Below are 17,222 nucleotides of genomic sequence, written 5' to 3'. Positions count from 1 at the left end.
TGGACAATGAGCTACGTGCAGGGGGAAGTCTGGTGGGGGCCAGCACCACACAAATCCGATCCGGCGTACCGTCCGTGGCTGATCGTCAGTGACTCGTCTCATCCGTTCGGAAGCGTCGAATCGATCGTCGTCGGCATGCCGACCCAGCAACATCCGGAAGGGATCCCCGTCCCTGACGACGCGTGGATCCAGGGTGGATCGAAAACGCGAGCGTACATCTCACCCTGGTACGTGACCACGATCAAAGAGCGTGACCTGGACGACCAGCAGGGGTTGCTGTCACAGTCGCTCGTCCGGGAAGCCATCGAATCGCTCCATCAGTACATGCCCGCACCCGACGGTTGAGAAGCGGTCTGGTCGTTGCGCTTACTCCAGGTTCTCGATCGGCGTGTGCCTCACCGAATACCCCTCCGCCGTCTCCGCGACCGACTCGACGGCGTACAGCCGGAGCTGGCGCTCCTGTTTCGTCCGGACCGGCGTGTCGTAGTGGTCGTTCTCGTAGCCCAGGTCCTCGCCCGAGTCCTGGCGCTCGTTGACCCACTCGCGGTGACGTTCGAGCCGTCTGGCCCCACGCTCGCGAGACCGTTCGGGCAGGCCCTCGATGCGGTCGTCGAAGGCGGCCCGAAGGTCGGCGTCGCGTTCGTAGCCCACGGACTCCCGGCCGGCGAGCATCGCCGCGAGCGTCGTCGTGCCGGTCCCCCAGAAGGGATCGAGGACGGTGTCGCCGTAGACTGAGAACATCCGGATCAAACGAAGGGGAATCTCGACAGGGAACGCCCCCGAACGTTCGCGGAGTCCGGCATCGAGACCCTGGGCCGTGCCGGTTATCTCCCAGAGATCCGAGAACCATCGGTTGCGCTCCTCCCAGAAATAAGCGCTCTCGTAACGGGTTTGGTCACCCGGCGGAAACGACCGGCGCGGGCCGTTCCGAAAGAGCAGGATCGACTCGTGTTCGAGCGTGGGGTAGGCGTTAGGCGGCACCATCCCCGAACCCATGAACTTCGCGCCGCTATTGGCTGGCTTGCGCCAGACGATATCGGGGAGCGGATCGAACCCGTAATCGACCATCCGGCGAGTGATCTCGCCGGCGTTTGGGTACTGCCGGAATCGGTCGAGCGTTCGCGTGGCGTCGCCGACGTTGATCGCGGCGATCCCACCGTCGACGAGGACGCGATCGAGTTGTGCCCAGACAGTATCGAGCACGTCGTGCATCGCCTCGAAGGCGCGCTCCCCGTCGTCTGCGTCGAGCGCGTCGCCGATTGCGGGGTCGAGCGCGGCGAAGATGTCGTCCCACATCTCGATCATGGGGTAGGGCGGCGAGGTGACCACGAGGTCGACCGAATCCGCGGGCAACGCCAGTGTACGGGCGTCGTCCGTCACCACGGCGTGGTCGGTTTTCATACTCGTGCCTCGACCCGGAGCCTAACGTGGGTTGTGATCCGGGGGGCGGGGAAACAACCGGGAGGTGCACGGAAAGAGTCCACCAACGGTGCGAAACGGCTTCAGCTGTGGTCGAGCAGCGATTCGAGTTCGTTGACCTTCGCCGCCTGCTGTTCGTTGGCGGCGGCGATATCCTCGATCTCGTCGGCGACTTCCTCGGCGGTCTCGGCGGTCCGATCGACCATCGAGGCGACCTCCTCGGTGCTTGCAGCCTGGTCGTCGGTCGCCTCGGCGACCTCCTGGGCCCCTTCGGCGGCCTCGGTGACGGCCTGGTCGATCTTCTTGAGGATATCGACCGTCTCGTCGACCTGTTCGATCCCTTCCTCGACCTGGGCGTTGGCCTCACCGATGCTCTCGACGGTCGAGTCGGTCTCGGCCTTGATGTCGGCGACCATCTCCTCGATTTCGGTGGCGTTCTGCTGGGACTCCTCGGCGAGACTCTTTACCTCGTCGGCGACGACGGCGAACCCTTCGCCTGCTTCACCGGCACGCGCGGCCTCGATCGACGCGTTCAGTGCGAGCATGTTGGTCTGGTCGGCGATGTCGTTGATCACCTCGACGATCTCGTCGATCTCGTCGATGCGATCGCGCAACTGTTCGACATCGGTCGAGACTTCCTCGTTGGCCTCGTCGACGCCCTCCATGGCGTCGATGGCGTCGTCGGCCACGTCCCGCCCCTGATCGGCGAGTTGGCTGGCCTGCTGGCTGACGGCCTTGACTTCGTTGGCGCTGGAGGCGACTTCCTCGACCGTCGCCGAGAGGTTCGAGACCTCGCCGGCGACCTCCTGCATATTCTCGGACTGTTCGTGTGCGAGTTCGCTGATCTGCTGGGAACTCCGGGAGACGTTCTCGGATGTCCGCAGCAGTTCGTCGATCGCGTCGCCGATCTCCGCTGTCGAGGCCGAGCCACCGGCCTCGGCAGCCGAGTCCAGTTGACCCTCTGATTCTGAAGCCATATACTGTAGTTCGGTGTGGCCGGCGGATTAAACGTGACTCTTCGGTTATCAGGTCTGATAGCCCTCGCGGTCGGCAGTCGGGCGAGGCGGCTGATCGGCGACGGCGAAAAATCAGGCGGCCGGGATCGACTGCTCGGCTTCCAGCAGTTCGTGATAGCGGTTCCGGATCGTGACTTCGGAGATGTCCGCAACCTCGCTGACGGCAGCCTGGGTGGTCTTCTCGTTGGTCAACAGCGAGGCGGCGTAGATCGCGGCCGCGGCGAGCCCGACGGGGCTCTTTCCGGAGTGAACGCCCTCCTCTTTGGCGTTGGCGAGCAGTTCCCGCGCACGCCGTTCGGCCTCCTCTGAGAGTTCGAGATCCGAGGTGAATCGGGGCACGTAGCTCTCGGGATCGGCGGGGCGGACTTCGAGGCCGAGTTCCCGGACGACGTAGCGATACGTGCGGGCGATCTCGTCTTTCTCGACCCGGGAGACGTCGGTGAGTTCGTCGAGGCTCCGCGGGACACCGGCCTGGCGGGCGGCGGCGTACACCGAGGCCGTCGAGACGCCCTCGATCGATCGACCGGGAAGCAGATCCTCGTCGAGCGCCCGCCGATAGATGACCGACGCGGTCTCCCGGACGTTCTCCGGGAGTCCAAGCGCCGAGGCCATGCGGTCGATCTCGCCGAGTGCCTGCTTGAGGTTGCGCTCCTTGGAGTCACGCGTCCGGAAGCGCTCGTTCCACTTCCGGAGGCGCTGCATCTTCTCGCGCTGTCGGGAGCCCAGCGAGTTTCCGTAGGCGTCCTTGTCGCGCCAGTCGATGTTGGTCGACAGCCCCTTGTCGTGCATCATGTTCGTCGTCGGCGCACCGACGCGGGACTTCTGGTCCTTCTCCTTGGCGTCGAAAGCACGCCATTCGGGACCGGGATCGATCTCGTCCTCTTCGACGACGAGTCCACAGCCCTGGCAGACGGTCTCGCCGCGTTCGGTGTCGGAGATGAGGTTCCCGCCACACTCGGGGCAGTTGACATCTTCGGTCTCCTCTTCGTCTTCAGCTACGTTCGTCGACTGATCGAGTCGGGTTCTGGTGTTTGTCTCGCTCATGGGTCTGAAGGCGGAAGCTAGCCGGGCACGTCGCCGGAAAAACCCGGGTAGTCGTTCGGTGAACAGGGGTTAGTCCGAAACTTATTAAAGTGTTTCGGTGGTCGACGGATTCCTGGCGCCCGAGCGGTCGAAGCCGGCATTTGGTGACGGTTCACACAGCCATTAAAGTACATGATAGTAGCTCTCAGGGAAGATTCACCGGAACGAATAAATGAGTGGGCGGGGGTGGCGAATCGGTCGACAGTGGCGATCATGTCCCCCCGGGTCATCACTCCCGGCCCTGGCCCGTCGGCCTCGGCCAGGGCCACCGGATTCAGTCTTGCGCCGCGACCGCGTCGATGCTGTCCTCGGCGTCGGCACTCTCCTCGACGGCCGTCGTCAGCGAGACGTTGAGCCAGGCCATTGAGACAGATCCACCGGCAACCGTAACGAGATTCTTGACGGCGTGATCCACGACTGCGACCGCGAGTGCGAGTTCCCAGGTGACTGTCGGGATAAAGGCGAGGACGAAGACCGAGAAAACACCCTCATAGAGCCCGATACCGCCGGGCGACAGCGGGAGAACCTTCGCAAGATTGCCGACACTGACTGCGAAGAAACTCACGACAACGAGCATCCCCAAAGAGGATGGGACGTCGAAGGCAGCGAAAACGACAATCGCGGTCACGACATCGATCGTCCAGATGAGGACACTTGAGGCGGCAACACGGCCGAACGCGGTCGGGTTCGCGGCGACAGTCTGGACGTCACCGGTAAAGTCCTCGATGACACCGGCGACGTACCCGGCGTAGGCGTCGTCGCTGAGTCTATCGAGCGTCCCCCGAACGAGATTCCGATCCGAACGGGCCGTCAGGACGGTCAACGCAGTCACGCCGATCGCGAGAAGGCCAACAGCGGCCGCCACCACCACGCCCCGCCGTCCACTCTCGCGTCCGCTAGTCAGCGCCGCAATGAGATCCGCAAGTGCCGAGGGATCAAACGCTGCAAATCCGACGAGCACGACGCCGGCAAGGGCCGCAATCGTCAGAAGATCAAAGACACGTTCGACGGCGAGGGAGGCAAACCCCGATGAATAGGGGACCGACCGGCGGGCCTTCATGACGTACGCCCGGACGCCGTCACCGAGTCGCGCCGGAAACACGAGGTTGCCGGTCTGGCTGATGAAGACCGCACCCGTCAGAAACCCGACATCGGAATCATAGCCCAACTCGGCAAGAATGTCCCGATACCGATAGCCCCGAAGCGGCCAGGAACTGAGATACACGAGCGCGGCGGTCCCGATCAACATGGGGTCACCACGTTGCATCTCTTCGAGAACATCGGCGGAGGGATCGAGATACACCGTCATAAGCGCGAGCGCGAGCATGATCAGGCCGCTCGCGGCGATCATACTCCGAGTGCGGGTGATCCGTGGGCTTACGGAAATCTGCCAGAACGTCCGGAGGATCTGGCCCCCCATCCCCAGGACGTCCCGGACGAGGTCGACCTTCGAGTCGCCTTTCGGCGTCCAGTCGACGGGAAACTCATGCACGCCGAGGCCGCGGCGCTGGGCGCGGACGAGCATCTCCGTGTCCCAGAACCAGTGGTCGTCCTCGACTGCGTTGGCCAGTTCCTCGAACGCCTCCCGACTGAAGGCTTTGAAGCCACACTGGTGATCAGCCAGGTCCGATCGGAGGACCAACCGGACGAGGGCGTTGTATCCTCGGCTCGGGACGCCGCGTTTCGCCGGCCGGTCGGCGTCGCTGTCCGGGAGCATCCGCGAGCCCGTCGCCACGTCGTAACCTCCCGTCCGGACGCTCTCGACGAGTTCTTCGAGGTGGGCCATGTCCGTCGCCAGATCGGTATCGAAGTAGACGAGCGTGTCACCTGCAGCCTGGCGGAAGGCGTACTCCAATGCGGCGCCGCGGCCGAGGCGCTCGTCGCTGTGGACGTGCCGAACACGGTCGTCTTCACTCGCCAGCCGCGCAGCGATCTCCGGTGTCCGATCGGCACAACCGTCCTCGGCCACGATCACCTCGAAGGAACCTGCGGGGAGAAACGCGGCCAGTCGGTCGAGCGTCGCGCTGACGGTCCCCTCGATGGACGCGGCCTCGTTGTAGGCCGGGAGCACGACACTGACCCCGACTGCCCGATTCATTGATACATACACGGTCGCGGTTCACCAAGAACCTTCTGTTGCCTCCTTGGGCCCACGCCAGGACGAACGTGGCGACGTCCGCCGAAGCGCGTGTGAGTTTGTGACAGACAAACGCGCCGGATGGGAAACAGAACACACAGGTGGGACAGCCCCAGACGGGCAAGCAGTGTACGAGCGACAGGTGATGGCGTCTCGATGAATCCGCTCGCGTCGATCGGCCGGGAGGCAAAGGCACTCTGGAGTGAGGGGAGAGGACCCTCGCTCGGAGCCATCGCAGGCACGTGGGGGTTGTTGCTGGGGACGCGGATGATCTATCCCGTCCTCCTGCCGGCCCTCCGGGACGACTTCGGCCTCTCGCTTTCGGTCGCCGGGTTGCTGGTGACGATCCTCTGGCTGGGCTCCGCACTCGGGCAACTCCCCAGCGGAATACTCGCTGACCGGTTCAGCGAGCGAAGCGTAATGGCGACCGGAACGCTGGTGGCCGCGCTGGGCGTCACGTTGGTCGTGGCCGCCCCGACGGCCGCTGTCCTGTTCGCCGCCACGGCGCTCGTCGGCGTCGGGCAGTCGCTGTACCCGATCGCGCGGATCACGATCCTCACCGACATGTACCCAGATCGGATCGGCAGCGCGCTCGGCGTGACGATGGCGACAGGCGACTTCGGGCAGACAGTCGTCCCCCCGATCGCCGGCACGCTGGCCGCCGCGATCGCCTGGCAGGCCGGCTTCGGCATGATGGTTCCCGGGCTCCTCGTCGGATCGCTCGCACTGATGGTGGTCCTCCCCAGCCAGACTGGCTTGAGAGACACCGACGGGACATCCGACGACAACAGGCTGGGGGAACTGATCAGCGATCTGCGGGAGGGAGATGTCCTCTTTCTGGCGTTTATCCTGTTTCTGTACGTCCTCGTCTGGCAGTCGTTCACGGGGTTCTACCCGACGTACCTCACCGAGGAAAAGCCCGTCTCCAAGCCGACTGCCAGCCTGCTTTTCAGCCTGTTTTTTGCCTTCGGCGTCGTGATCAAGCCGGCCGCGGGTGCCGCCTACGACCGGATCGGGCCGCGACGCTCGCTGGTTGCCGTGCTGTCCGGTCCAGTGGTCGGACTCGGCCTGCTCCCGTTCGTCGACAGTCTCCCGGCACTCGTCGTGATCACGGCCCTCGTGAGCACGATGCTCGGGTCGGGTGCCATCACGCAGTCGTTCCTCTCGGAAGCATTTTCTGACGAAGCCCGTGGCACCGGGCTGGGCATCGTTCGGACCTCAGCGGCGACGCTCGGTGCCGCGGGGCCCGTCCTGTTCGGCGTGATCGCCGAACGGGGTTACTTCGACGAAGGCTACTTCCTGCTTGCCGGGCTGATGGCGGTCATCGTGGTGCTCACGCTCGTGTTCTTCGAGGAGTAGGCAGGCTAACGCGGCGACTCACGTCCGATCGTGGTGAACGCCTCGAAGTCGACACCCTCGATGGCCGGCGGTGCGTCGTAGGGCCGTCCGACGATGATGTTCCCCGCAGTCTGTGACCCGATCCCGGGCAGCGCCTGGAGTTCGTCCATCGACGCCGCGTTGAGGTCGAGTGGGTGGGGCACCCCCGTGACGGAGCGATACCCGTGGTCGGTGATCGCCACGTCGATCGTCTTCCCGAGCGGGCGTTCGCCCGGAATGCCAACGAGCAGGGGGTAGGTTCCCAACTGTCGGCCGAAGGTCTTGCCGTCCTGGTGGTATTCGAGATGCACGTCTTCGAGAACCGTCCCCGGGGGCGCGACCCGCTGGAGCATGGGGTTGTCGATCTCCTCGCGGACCTCGCGTTTGTACTGCTGGAATAACTCACTGTGGTCCTGCGCGATCTCGGCACCCGTCTCGTCCATCTCGGTCCCCGGGAACGCCATGACCTGGCGAATGTTGACCCGCCGGATCATGAGCCCCTCGTCGAGAATCCGCTGGAGGAACCGCTTGTTGTGTTCGAACGTCTCCGCTGTCTCGCCTTTCAACCCGTGGACGAAGTTGATCCCGGGCAGGAGCTTCGGCAGGCCGCGGGCGGCGTCAGTGCCGACCGTCGGCGCGTCGTTCGGCCCCTCACCGGGACGGAAGCCACCCTCCTCGTTGACGATCCGGACCGCTTCGAAGGCCTCGTCGGCGGTGACGTTGAGGTTGTTGTCACTTTGTACGGCTGGATCGGCCGACTCGACGCCGAACGCGGCGGTGTCGCCGGGCGTGTTGTGCTCGGCGATGATCCGGATACCCTCGCGGGCCTTCTCGGGCCACTTCACCACCGTGATCGGGTTCATATTGTCGAGATGGAGTGTCTCCAGATCGGGCGCGACCTCGCGGATGCCACCGTACAACTTCCGGAGGGCGTCGGGATTAGGTGCCTCGCCGTCCCCGCCGTAGGCGAGGATGTCGGCCTGCCGGCCCAGCCGGAAGTGAGCGACTCCGTGGTCCGAAAGTGCGTCGACCTCGCTGATGATCGCGTTCGGTTCCCGGAAGGAAGCGTCGCCATAGAGCGGTTCGGTACAGAACGAACACCGGTAGGCACACCCGCGCCCGGTCTCGATCTCGCAGATGAGATACTCGGGGTGGTTGGGATGCTGTTCGACGATAAACGCCCCCTCACGCGCCCAGCGTGAGGATTCGGCCATCGTGCGATAGCGGGGCTCGAATCCTTCCAGGCCATTCTCGACGAGATCGAAAACGGCCGCCTCGATGTCCGCACCGGCCAGAAAGTCGAAGTCCAGATCGTCGCGTTCGGGTTCGCTCGCCCCCTCGTTTTCGTCACCGACACCGAACCGGACCGGGCCGCCCAAAATGGTCGTCCCGTCGGCCGTCCAGGCGATCCGCCGAACTTCGTCCGGTTCGGCCGGCGTCCCGCCGACGTAGTTGCCGGGGACGGTCATCCCGCCGACGTAGACTGTCAGATCGGCTTCCTCGACTGCCTGCCAACGGCGGTTCTCCTCCCGGAGCCCGTCGATCGTGTGATAGGTGATCGACTCATGGGGAACGCCTGCATCGACCAGCGCGCCGGCGACGTAGCGAGGATACGTGGAGATGTACGGCGGCACGCCGAAGTGTGCCGGTTCGTCGACGTAGCCATCGACGATCGTGACGGTGAGAGCCGCGGGGTCAGTCATCGGAATTGGATACCCGCCGGAAGCGTAAAACCGTGTCTCTACCGCCATCGTGGCCCCTGGCCCCATCACGGTCACCGGCTTCCCCAGCCGGGAGCGATAGCCCGCCGAATGATCAGATCGCGGCCCGGTAGCCAGCGAATGGTGGGACAAACTGTTTTTGTCCGGCGAGAGAAGAGGTCACACATGGATACAACACGCCTGGATCGACGGTTAGTTCCAAAACTGGTCGGCTACGTGTTGTTGCCGTCGGCAGTACTCGGAGTCGGTCTCTGGGGCGAGGACATCAGACCGGCGATACTCGACCTGTCGGTGCTCGAACTGCCACCGGCGGCAGCCATCGCCGTGCTCGGTGCCCTGGCGGGGGCCATATTCATTCGCATGCCGATGGGCGGAGCCGAGGAAGAACCGGCGTTGCAGTCAACCGACGAACGTGACGAAGGATCGCCCCCTCAGCCAACCGATGAGGGGGACGGGACACTGTTGGAGCGGTTCGGTATTCTCGCCCTCGGGGGTATCGCGTTGCTCGCCGGGGCGATCGCCTCCGTCACCGGCGAGTTCAACACGTACACGGTCCTCTTTTGGATCTGTGTGCCATACGGTGTCGGTATCGCTTCGATCTCTGCGCTCTTTCGCACCGAGCGACCGGAAGACGGATCGACACCACAGTAGCTGCAAAAGTCGATCAGCCCTCGGTTGAACGCACGGGAACCGCTGGCACCACGACCGATATCGCTGCCGGCGGATTTCTGTCGTCTCACCCCGGGCACAACGGCTAAGGAGACGCCGACCAAAATAGGGGACATGAATCAGCTCCGTGAGTTCACTGAAGAGATCGGCGAGACAGTCCTCGAAAACGTCGGCCGTGCGGTCGGCAAGGCCCAGGAACGAACACCCCTCCCCGTCGACCTCCTTGAGAGCGAGGACGCCTATCTTGCGGTCTTCGACGCCCCGGACGCGACAAGCAGCGACGTGCAGGTCCAGTTGTCGGGCCGGACTGTCGAAGTGCGACTCGACCGATTCCGCGAGCCACGTGAGGGCTTCGAAATGCTGTTCCCGGGCCGTGGATTGACCCTCGACGGACACGTTCAACTCCCGCCGGACGCGGCGATAGACGGCGAAGACACGTCGGCGACACTCGCCGAAAACGGCACGCTTCAGGTTCGGGTTCCCAAGAGCGACGACGGCACGACGGTCGACGTGACTGACGAAAGCGACGGAACCACCGAGAGCGACGACAGCGAGTGATCGACGCCCCGAACAGCAATCGGCCGGCGGCCCCCGCGCTGATCACGTCGAGGAGTTCGCCTCGGGCCGACAGTCCAACGTCTGTGGCACTCGCCACTCGGTCGTGAGTTCGAGAAACTGTCGGAGGATGCGGGCGGTCGCCCCCCAGACGGTGTAGCCGTTGACGTGGAAATAGTGGAGCTGAATTGAGCCGTGTTCCGGATGCTCACGACATTCCGTCTCGTAGTTGTCGAGATCGGTCAACGCATCCACCGGGAGGATCGCGATCTCGGCGACTTCGTCGTCAGTAGGCTCGTACGGTCGATCCGGAATACGGCCCACGAACGGCCGGATCGAATACTCACTGATAGTTCGGATGTCGTCGAGTCGGCCAACGAGCGACACTTCGGTCGGTTCGAGCCCGACTTCCTCGTCTGCCTCTCTGCGTGCCGTCTCCGCGAGATCAGCGTCCGCCGGCTCGTAGCCCCCGCCCGGAAAGCTCATCTGGCCGGGATGGTCGTCGAGATGGTCGGCTCGCTGGGTGAAAAGCAACTGCGGTCCAGCGCGCGTCTCGACGACCCCGACCAGCACCGCCGCTTCGCGTGGAGCAGCCACGCCGGTGGGATCGTGGTCAGCAACCGGGCCGAGATCCATACGGGAACGAACGCGGTCACGACTCTTAATTCGCTCGTCGCTCACCCCGAATCGGTACCTTCGAGGGCATCGTCGAGCCGTTCGCGGGTCGCTTCGAGGTCGACCGGCCCCCAGGCTTCGAGTTCGTAACTCACGTCCAGAAGTGTCTCGATGCGGTCGTGATCGTCCGCCGCGACGGCCTGGCCGGCATCGCTCCGAAACCGGCGTTCGGCGGCGGTCCCGCGCCGTTCGGGATCGATCGATCGGTCAGGGACATCCAGAATGTGTGGCAGATCACGGGCTCCCTCGGGCAACGTTGGAAACGCGACGGGGCCGACCACGACCAGCGGCTGGTCGCCGGGGAGTTCGAGCAGGTGATACGACTCGATGGCAGCGTCGACGACAGCGTCGAACTCGGAGGGGTCCCGGTGGTCGCCCTGCTTGAACGCGAGTTCCGCGAGGGCGTCCCGGAGCGTCGCCGGCGGGAGCGCCCCGAACAGGTCGACGACCCCGGCCAGGTCGTCCGCTGAGAAGTCCATACCCGGTTGTGGGATCCCGTCCCCCTTTAGCCCGACGGGTACGGGCCCGGGAGGCCTGTCGACGGGATCAACGGCGATGGTCCGCAAGCGATTCGCTTGCGAGTGTCGCGATTCGGTCCGGCTCGAGTGCCGCGTCCGCCCAGGCCGGCAGTCGGTCGTCATCGACGGGCGGCTCGATCGCCGACGCGTACGCCTCGATCTGCGTGCGTTCGTTCGCTCGCTCGTAGGTGAGGCCGTTGAACGCGGCATCGGCGGCGTACTGGTCGACGGCCGTCCGCGCCGCCGTCCGGTAGCGGTCTCCCAGCGACGCGTAGTCGGGATGAACACCGTTTCCTTCCAGCGTCCGAAAGAGCGTCGCGGCGACTTCACGGGCCATATCGCCCAGCCCGTCCGACCCGCCGACAGCCCGGTGGTCGTGTTCGTGCATGCCGAGATCGACCTGTGCGGTATTTGCGAACCCGGCTACCTCGAAGGCATCGCCGAGCGTGCCGACTTCGAGCCCCCAGCCGCGTGGTGGCCGGAGTTGCCGGACCAGCCCGCTCGTCGCCGCGAACTCCCCCGCGAGCGCGTACCGGAAGGCCCCGAGATATTCGACGACCGGCACGTCGTGGGCATCGGCGAGCGCGCGGAGCAACGGCACGTAAAACAGCCGAAAGAGGCGACCGTACAGTCGGTCGTTCTCGACGCGGGCGTAGTACGCCTTCGAGAACGCAAAGCCCCGCGACAGCGGGAAGAGCAGCCGGGGGACGTGGGTAGGTGCATAGTTCTCCGTATCGGCATCGTGGACGACGACGTACTCACCGCGCTCGGCGGCGAGTCCGAGCGCGAGCCAGACGTCACGGCCCTTCCCGTGACGCCCGTCGAGGCCCGCATCCGCGAGCGCCGTCTCGACAGCGGGGGCACTACACCACAGTACTTCCAGCGACAGATCGAACGACGACAGCCACCCCGCGATCTCGCCGACCCGGTCCGTGTCGGCCCGAAGGGCGACGATCACCTGCCCCGGATCGACGGTTTCGAGCGTCGAGAGCACGCGTTCGGCGGCCAGACTGGCGTGATCGCGCGCGGTCATCGGGACGATCACGACGGCGCGGTCAGTCGGGGCTGGCGGGGTCGCCCCATCGAAATCGTGGAGGGTGGCGATCCGTTCTTGAACGTACTCCATTCAGTAGGTCTCCGGCCGGCAGGTCAAAAAAGGGACTGACAACCGCCGGTTTCGCCGGCTCACCGGCCACCCGGCGACGAGCGCGGGCTTTTTGTCACATGGTCGCATACGTCTTCGTATGGAATCTGTCAGGAAGGGGCTGCGATCCGGGGATCTGGAGAAAGACACCTACGAGCGGTTACAATGTGTCGAATGCGAGGAGGAGTTGGCGACCGAAAACGACCCCGACGAAGTCGTTTCGGTTCGCGTCTGTCCGGGGTGTGGCCGCGAGTGGAAGCAAGTCGGCTAAGCCAGTCATACCCCCAGAGAGATGATTTACAGCCACTGAGCGGATCTGTTCCAGCGGATCGTGTCACTGCCGGTCGCCTGTCATCGCCTCGAACAGTCGCTCCTGGACGTCCGCCCGCGTCACGCCCTCGCCCGGCCCGAGGCCGTTCATGTGCTCGACGCTGATCTGGCCCCCGCCCATTCGGGCGTGCCCGCCGGCCTCGGCCATGGGAATGTCCTCGACAGCCGCCTGCAGGGCCTTGCCCATGTGAACGCGATCGTCACGCGAACGCCCCGAGAGGTGAAGCGTGTCCTCGACTTCGCCAAAGACGACGATCGCCGTCACCCCTTCCAGTCGCAGGAGTTCGTCGGCCGCCTGGGGAATCGCGTCGACGTTCGAGATCGTCCCGACGTCGCTACACGCAAAGGCACCACGAACGTCCCGTGCGGTGATCGCCCGGGCTTTGACTTCGAGCACCTCGGTGTCGACTTCCGGGTTGGCAATCCGGTCGAGTGCCTCCTCGTCGATCCCCGCATAGAGGTACGATGCGGCACCGAACTCGGCGGGCGAACAGCCTTTCGTCAGATGGTTCGTGTCCGCCTGGATGCCATAGAGCAATCCCGTGGCCGCCGCCGTCGGGAGCGTACAACCGTCGCTTGACTCCTCCGCGTCGGGATCACCCGGCTCGATACCCTGTTCCTCGAAATACTCGGCGACGATCGTCGCACAGGCCCCGTACTCCGGCCGGATGTCGGTGAACACCGTCCCGGTGCCGTCACCGGGATGATGGTCGATGACGGCGACGGGTTCGATCCCGTCCGCACCGGGGAACCCACGCGCTTCGTTGTGGTCGACGAGGACGACCGGATCGGCGTCGATATCGCCGGCTGTCTCGATCTGTTCGAGGTCGAGATCGAGGACAGTCTCGAACGCGCGGTTCTCCTGGTGGCGAATCTGGCCCGCGTGCTGGAGGACGGCTTCGGTATCGACGGCCGACGCGAGTTCCGCGACGCCCTGGGCGGCCGCCATCGCGTCAGGATCGGGGTTTGGATGCATCAGGACGCTCACCCGATCGTGGTCCGCCAGGATTCGACGGAGGCGTTGCCCGGGGGATCGCCGAACTCTGCGGACAATCAGGGCAAGACCGATGAGCACGAGGAGGACGGCAACGATCACTGCCGCGGCGAGCAATGGATCGGCCGTCACGCGGTCGAGGAACTCTTCCACACCCACCTGTCCGACCGCGCCAGCAGCGGGGCCCGGGACCGACATACCGGAGACTGTCTCTCCGATCTGTTAAGAAGGTTCGGCAAACACACGAGAGATCGTTTAGAGAAGGGTCAAAACAAATGCGGACGGTAGAAACCCGACATAACCGACGGCACAGCCGGCAGCGATCCGCTGGGTGGCAGTCTGTGGCGAGTGCGTCGTTCGAGGGGAAGGAGCGCTCAGGATCCCCCGTCCTCGGCCCGATAGCGATCGATCGCCGCGCGATAGCCCTCGCGATAGGTCGGGAACGCAAACTCGTAGCCGTCCGCCCGGAGTCGGTCGTTGCTGACGCGTTTGCTCGAGCGGATTCGCCGGCGGATCGACGCCCGGTCGACGTCGGCGAGTCGTTGTTCGACCGTCTGTTTCGGCGGGAACTCGACGTCACACTGTTCGGCCAGCCAGTCGGCGAATCCCCACTTCTCTACCGGTTCGTCGTCGACGACGTTGACGAGTTCGCCACGGCCGCGGTCGGTAGAGAGCAGGAACCGGACCGCGCCGGCGGCGTCGTCGCGATGGACCATGTTGAGCACGCCGGCCGTGACCGGGCCGTCGAGGTATCGCTGTAAGCGGTAGCGATCCGGGCCGTACAACCCGCCAAAGCGGGCGACCGTCCCGTCGATGCCCGCCGGCGGGCGCTCACGGGCCAGCCGTTCGGCCTCGGCCAGGATTTCGGTCCGCTCGTCGCCGGGGTCGAGGGGGGTCTCCTCGTCGACCCACTCGCCGTCGTGGTCGCCGTAGACGCCCGTACTCGACGTGTAGACGAACCGATCGGGCGCGTTGTCCCGACCGGCGAAGTGATCGATCGCCGTCCGAAGGCCCTCGACGTACGTTTCGCGGGCGGCATCGGCGTCACGGCCGCCGGCGCTCGCGGCGAAGACCACCCACTCGGCGTCCGGGACCGATTCCAGGGAACCGGCGTCCGTGACGTCGGCCCGGACAGGTTCAGCCCCGGCTTCTTCGACCGCCGCGAGTCCCGCATCCGACCGGCGAACGCCGACGACGTGATGGCCGGCCTCGCCGAGTTGGCGGGCGAGTTCACACCCGACGTAGCCACACCCCAGAATGGCGACGCGGGTCACCGTTCCCCCGCGACGAAGACCCGAATCTCGGCGTACTCCGCGAGGTTCATCGGATGGCGTCCCTCCATCTTTGCCTGGAGTTCCTTGGGAGTCGCGTCGCCATCGAGCCCCTGGGCGAGCGCGTCCACATCGAGAACGGCGCTCGACAGTTCGAGCAGGAGGCGATCGCGCGCGTCGGCGGCGATCGCGTCAGCGTCACGGTCCGTGGAGAGAGCCACGATAGCGGCCGCTTCCGCGAGAGTGAGCGTCGGCGATTCGGCGTCCTCGTCGGCGAGTGCGCTGACAGTGTCGCCGTCGAGCGCAGTCCCTTCGACGACGGCGTGTTCCCCGACCGTTTCGACGGCGTCCGTGACGACCGCCTCGTACGCACGACGGAGTGACGGCGCATCGTGGCCGTCAACGTCCACAGCTGCGAGCATAGGGCCCGGTAGGGTTGGGCCCTACAAGGAGGCGTCGCCACCGGTAGTTTTGCGCGCGGGCACTGATGACACGACCATCGCCGAACTGTCACAAGGTTTGAATAGTCGGTAGGCCAACCCTGGAGTATGAAGGTCGTCCTGATTGGTCTCGGCCAGGCCGGGGGAAAACTCACGCAGGCACTGGCTACTTACGATTACGAGATGGGATTTGACGCGATCCGGGCCGCGCTCGCGGTGAACACCGCCCGGGCGGACCTCCAACCCCTGGAGATCGACACGATGTTGATCGGCCAGGACCGGGTCAAGGGCCACGGGGTCGGCGGCGACAACGAACTCGGCGCGGAGATCATGCAGAGCGAGGCCACGGAAGTCCTCGACGGTCTCGACGGCCGGATCACCTCCCAGGCGGAGGGTATCTTCGTCGTCGCCGGACTGGGCGGGGGTACCGGCAGCGGCGGCGCACCCGTCCTGGCGAAGGAACTCAAGCGGATCTACGACATCCCCGTCTACGTCCTCGGCGTGCTGCCCGGCCGCAGCGAGGGGTCGATCTACCAGGCCAACGCCGGTCGGTCGCTGAAGACCGTTGCTCGCGAGGCCGACGCGACGCTTTTGGTCGACAACGACGCCTGGCAGAGCGCCGACGAGAGCGTCGAGGAAGGCTTCGAGACGATCAACCGCCAGATCGCCCAGCGCATCGGCTTGCTGCTCGCTTCCGGTGAAGTCATCGACGGGGTCGGCGAGAGCGTCGTCGACTCCAGCGAAGTCATCAATACGCTCCGGCCGGGCGGCATCGCGGCACTCGGCTACGCGAGCGCCGCGGCCAGCGAGGACAGCGCCGAAAACATCAACACGATCACGAGCCTGGCCCGCAACGCCCTCCTGACCGGAACCAGCCTCCCGAACGCCGTCAAGGCCGAGACAGCACTGCTCGTGATCGCGGGCGAACCGGATCGCATTTCCCGGAAGGGCGTCGAGCGCGCCCGAAGCTGGCTCGAAGACGAGACCGGCAGCCTCGAAGTTCGCGGCGGTGACTTCCCGCTCGATAGCGACCGGCTCGCCGCGCTGGTGTTGCTCGGCGGCGTCGAGCGCTCGAAACGGCTCCAGGCGTTTCTCGACCGGGCCGCCGAAGCCTACGAACAGGCCGCCGACCAACAGGCCGAGCCGACAGCGGACTTCCAGAACGACGATCTCGAAAACCTCTTTTAAAAACAGTCGTCCCGACCGCTACTCGTTATCGGGTTCGTTCGCGCGCTCTGCCTCCGCACTTTCGGTGTCCGTCGCCTCCTCCTCGTCGATGTCGATGTCCGCGATGGCGTCGGCGATCTCGTCGTCGTCGGCCCCGTCCTCGGGCTCCGAGGTCGGTTCCGGAGCTTCCGCAGTCGACTCACCGGGCGGTTCGAGGTCGTCCGAATACGCGAACTCCGAGACGGACTCGTCGGTCGCCGCCTCGGCGTCCGCTTCGTCGCCGAACGCGAAGCCGGTTTGGTCCGCGGCGTCGTCGGGGGCATCGGCATCGGGTTCCTGGGGCGTCGGCTCAGCCCCGGGCGTCCCCGTCGCCGTGTCGGCGGCCGCGCCACTGCTTGTGTCGTCCCACGTGTCAGTCTCCCGGGACGCATCGAACCAGGCCGCGGGCTCGGAACTGGTAGCCACCGATGACTGCTCGACGCCGGCGTCTTCCAGCGCCAGCGTCAACGACTCGATGCGACCCTCTAGCTGTTCGAGACGCGCCTCGATGCGTTCACCAGGCGGCTGCAGAACCGACTGGCGGTGTTCGAGCAGCCAGTGGACGTACGCCTCGGTCGTCGCGAAACCGCGCTGCTCGGCCTCGGCCGACAGCGACTCGCCCAGGTCCGGGTCCAGATCCAGATCCATCCATGCGGGGGTAGGGGGT

At 65.4% G+C, this 17,222-nt stretch carries 18 protein-coding genes; 6 read left to right on the top strand and 12 right to left on the bottom strand.

The window, feature by feature from the left end; genetic code table 11:
- The first annotated feature begins 6 nt into the window (after positions 1-6).
- A complete protein-coding gene (locus SVXhr_RS02170; protein WP_275739024.1) occupies positions 7-345 on the top strand; it encodes a hypothetical protein in 339 nt (112 codons plus the stop codon).
- Positions 346-366: 21 nt separating this feature from the next.
- Here the strand turns inward: SVXhr_RS02170 and SVXhr_RS02165 are convergent, their stop codons facing one another.
- From SVXhr_RS02165 to SVXhr_RS02150, 4 genes are all read right to left on the bottom strand, one after another.
- On the bottom strand, positions 367-1,401 hold the full coding sequence (locus tag SVXhr_RS02165) for a site-specific DNA-methyltransferase (RefSeq protein WP_275739023.1): 1,035 nt from the start codon (positions 1,399-1,401) through the stop codon (positions 367-369).
- A 101-nt stretch (positions 1,402-1,502) separates the two neighbouring features.
- Positions 1,503-2,396: a methyl-accepting chemotaxis protein gene (locus SVXhr_RS02160; protein WP_275739022.1), complete on the bottom strand. Its 894-nt coding sequence runs from the start codon at positions 2,394-2,396 to the stop codon at positions 1,503-1,505.
- 111 nt (positions 2,397-2,507) lie between these two features.
- Positions 2,508-3,479 carry a transcription initiation factor IIB gene (locus SVXhr_RS02155; protein ID WP_275739021.1) on the bottom strand — a complete coding sequence of 324 codons (972 nt, stop codon included), beginning with the start codon at positions 3,477-3,479 and terminating at the stop codon, positions 2,508-2,510.
- 313 nt (positions 3,480-3,792) lie between these two features.
- On the bottom strand, positions 3,793-5,616 hold the full coding sequence (locus tag SVXhr_RS02150; protein WP_275739020.1) for a flippase-like domain-containing protein: 1,824 nt from the start codon (positions 5,614-5,616) through the stop codon (positions 3,793-3,795).
- Between the two features lie 195 nt (positions 5,617-5,811).
- Between SVXhr_RS02150 and SVXhr_RS02145 the strand changes: the two genes are divergently transcribed.
- Positions 5,812-7,014: an MFS transporter gene (locus SVXhr_RS02145; protein ID WP_275739019.1), complete on the top strand. Its 1,203-nt coding sequence runs from the start codon at positions 5,812-5,814 to the stop codon at positions 7,012-7,014.
- A 5-nt stretch (positions 7,015-7,019) separates the two neighbouring features.
- On the opposite strand, the gene SVXhr_RS02140 is transcribed toward SVXhr_RS02145, so the two are convergent.
- Positions 7,020-8,735: a radical SAM protein gene (locus tag SVXhr_RS02140; RefSeq protein WP_275739018.1), complete on the bottom strand. Its 1,716-nt coding sequence runs from the start codon at positions 8,733-8,735 to the stop codon at positions 7,020-7,022.
- Positions 8,736-8,918: 183 nt separating this feature from the next.
- Here SVXhr_RS02140 and SVXhr_RS02135 point away from each other — a divergent pair, with 183 nt between their 5' ends.
- The gene (locus SVXhr_RS02135) at positions 8,919-9,404 is read left to right on the top strand and encodes a hypothetical protein (protein WP_275739017.1); all 486 of its coding nucleotides are present in this window, start codon (positions 8,919-8,921) and stop codon (positions 9,402-9,404) included.
- A 132-nt stretch (positions 9,405-9,536) separates the two neighbouring features.
- Positions 9,537-9,980, top strand: coding sequence for an Hsp20 family protein (locus tag SVXhr_RS02130; protein ID WP_275739016.1), 444 nt, complete (start codon positions 9,537-9,539; stop codon positions 9,978-9,980).
- 42 nt (positions 9,981-10,022) lie between these two features.
- Here SVXhr_RS02130 and SVXhr_RS02125 read toward each other — a convergent pair whose 3' ends face one another.
- From SVXhr_RS02125 to SVXhr_RS02115, 3 genes are all read right to left on the bottom strand, one after another.
- A complete protein-coding gene (locus tag SVXhr_RS02125; protein ID WP_275739015.1) occupies positions 10,023-10,613 on the bottom strand; it encodes a CoA pyrophosphatase in 591 nt (196 codons plus the stop codon).
- Between the two features lie 41 nt (positions 10,614-10,654).
- Positions 10,655-11,131: a hypothetical protein gene (locus SVXhr_RS02120; RefSeq protein WP_275739014.1), complete on the bottom strand. Its 477-nt coding sequence runs from the start codon at positions 11,129-11,131 to the stop codon at positions 10,655-10,657.
- Between the two features lie 67 nt (positions 11,132-11,198).
- A complete protein-coding gene (locus SVXhr_RS02115; protein WP_275739013.1) occupies positions 11,199-12,296 on the bottom strand; it encodes a glycosyl transferase family 2 in 1,098 nt (365 codons plus the stop codon).
- A gap of 118 nt (positions 12,297-12,414) precedes the next feature.
- Here SVXhr_RS02115 and SVXhr_RS02110 point away from each other — a divergent pair, with 118 nt between their 5' ends.
- Complete coding sequence (locus tag SVXhr_RS02110) at positions 12,415-12,585, top strand: HVO_0758 family zinc finger protein (RefSeq protein ID WP_275739012.1); 171 nt, start codon at positions 12,415-12,417, stop codon at positions 12,583-12,585.
- A 63-nt stretch (positions 12,586-12,648) separates the two neighbouring features.
- On the opposite strand, the gene SVXhr_RS02105 is transcribed toward SVXhr_RS02110, so the two are convergent.
- The 3 genes from SVXhr_RS02105 to SVXhr_RS02095 form a co-directional block, all read right to left on the bottom strand.
- Positions 12,649-13,836, bottom strand: coding sequence for a bifunctional oligoribonuclease/PAP phosphatase NrnA (locus SVXhr_RS02105; protein WP_275739011.1), 1,188 nt, complete (start codon positions 13,834-13,836; stop codon positions 12,649-12,651).
- A gap of 176 nt (positions 13,837-14,012) precedes the next feature.
- A complete protein-coding gene (locus tag SVXhr_RS02100; RefSeq protein WP_275739010.1) occupies positions 14,013-14,912 on the bottom strand; it encodes an SDR family oxidoreductase in 900 nt (299 codons plus the stop codon).
- Positions 14,909-15,331 carry a DUF5791 family protein gene (locus SVXhr_RS02095; protein ID WP_275739009.1) on the bottom strand — a complete coding sequence of 141 codons (423 nt, stop codon included), beginning with the start codon at positions 15,329-15,331 and terminating at the stop codon, positions 14,909-14,911. Before SVXhr_RS02095 ends, SVXhr_RS02100 begins: the two co-directional genes overlap by 4 nt.
- 126 nt (positions 15,332-15,457) lie before the next feature.
- On the opposite strand from SVXhr_RS02095, the gene SVXhr_RS02090 reads away from it, so the two are divergent.
- Positions 15,458-16,537 (top strand): tubulin/FtsZ family protein, encoded by a 1,080-nt coding sequence (locus SVXhr_RS02090; protein WP_275739008.1) that lies wholly within the window; start codon positions 15,458-15,460, stop codon positions 16,535-16,537.
- 18 nt (positions 16,538-16,555) lie between these two features.
- Here the strand turns inward: SVXhr_RS02090 and SVXhr_RS02085 are convergent, their stop codons facing one another.
- Positions 16,556-17,203: a hypothetical protein gene (locus SVXhr_RS02085; protein WP_275739007.1), complete on the bottom strand. Its 648-nt coding sequence runs from the start codon at positions 17,201-17,203 to the stop codon at positions 16,556-16,558.
- Between the last annotated feature and the right edge of the window lie 19 nt (positions 17,204-17,222).

Origin of the sequence: Halorhabdus sp. SVX81 (assembly GCF_029207715.1) — an archaeon.
In the GTDB taxonomy this organism is placed as follows: domain Archaea; phylum Halobacteriota; class Halobacteria; order Halobacteriales; family Haloarculaceae; genus Halorhabdus.
Note: the sequence above shows the minus strand (reverse complement) of the source record. Positions and strands in the feature narration are given on the sequence as shown.

What these genes read in the sequence shown, in the direction of transcription:
- SVXhr_RS02110 (WP_275739012.1), top strand. Translation starts at nt 12,415, where the DNA reads ATGGAATCTGTCAGGAAGGGGCTGCGATCCGGGGATCTGGAGAAAGAC.
- SVXhr_RS02145 (WP_275739019.1), top strand. Translation starts at nt 5,812, where the DNA reads ATGAATCCGCTCGCGTCGATCGGCCGGGAGGCAAAGGCACTCTGGAGT.
- SVXhr_RS02120 (WP_275739014.1), bottom strand. Translation starts at nt 11,131, where the DNA reads ATGGACTTCTCAGCGGACGACCTGGCCGGGGTCGTCGACCTGTTCGGG.
- SVXhr_RS02165 (WP_275739023.1), bottom strand. Translation starts at nt 1,401, where the DNA reads ATGAAAACCGACCACGCCGTGGTGACGGACGACGCCCGTACACTGGCG.
- SVXhr_RS02170 (WP_275739024.1), top strand. Translation starts at nt 7, where the DNA reads ATGAGCTACGTGCAGGGGGAAGTCTGGTGGGGGCCAGCACCACACAAA.
- SVXhr_RS02155 (WP_275739021.1), bottom strand. Translation starts at nt 3,479, where the DNA reads ATGAGCGAGACAAACACCAGAACCCGACTCGATCAGTCGACGAACGTA.
- SVXhr_RS02085 (WP_275739007.1), bottom strand. Translation starts at nt 17,203, where the DNA reads ATGGATCTGGATCTGGACCCGGACCTGGGCGAGTCGCTGTCGGCCGAG.
- SVXhr_RS02095 (WP_275739009.1), bottom strand. Translation starts at nt 15,331, where the DNA reads ATGCTCGCAGCTGTGGACGTTGACGGCCACGATGCGCCGTCACTCCGT.
- SVXhr_RS02150 (WP_275739020.1), bottom strand. Translation starts at nt 5,616, where the DNA reads ATGAATCGGGCAGTCGGGGTCAGTGTCGTGCTCCCGGCCTACAACGAG.
- SVXhr_RS02105 (WP_275739011.1), bottom strand. Translation starts at nt 13,836, where the DNA reads ATGTCGGTCCCGGGCCCCGCTGCTGGCGCGGTCGGACAGGTGGGTGTG.
- SVXhr_RS02115 (WP_275739013.1), bottom strand. Translation starts at nt 12,296, where the DNA reads ATGGAGTACGTTCAAGAACGGATCGCCACCCTCCACGATTTCGATGGG.
- SVXhr_RS02130 (WP_275739016.1), top strand. Translation starts at nt 9,537, where the DNA reads ATGAATCAGCTCCGTGAGTTCACTGAAGAGATCGGCGAGACAGTCCTC.
- SVXhr_RS02125 (WP_275739015.1), bottom strand. Translation starts at nt 10,613, where the DNA reads ATGGATCTCGGCCCGGTTGCTGACCACGATCCCACCGGCGTGGCTGCT.
- SVXhr_RS02135 (WP_275739017.1), top strand. Translation starts at nt 8,919, where the DNA reads ATGGATACAACACGCCTGGATCGACGGTTAGTTCCAAAACTGGTCGGC.
- SVXhr_RS02160 (WP_275739022.1), bottom strand. Translation starts at nt 2,396, where the DNA reads ATGGCTTCAGAATCAGAGGGTCAACTGGACTCGGCTGCCGAGGCCGGT.
- SVXhr_RS02090 (WP_275739008.1), top strand. Translation starts at nt 15,458, where the DNA reads ATGAAGGTCGTCCTGATTGGTCTCGGCCAGGCCGGGGGAAAACTCACG.
- SVXhr_RS02140 (WP_275739018.1), bottom strand. Translation starts at nt 8,735, where the DNA reads ATGACTGACCCCGCGGCTCTCACCGTCACGATCGTCGATGGCTACGTC.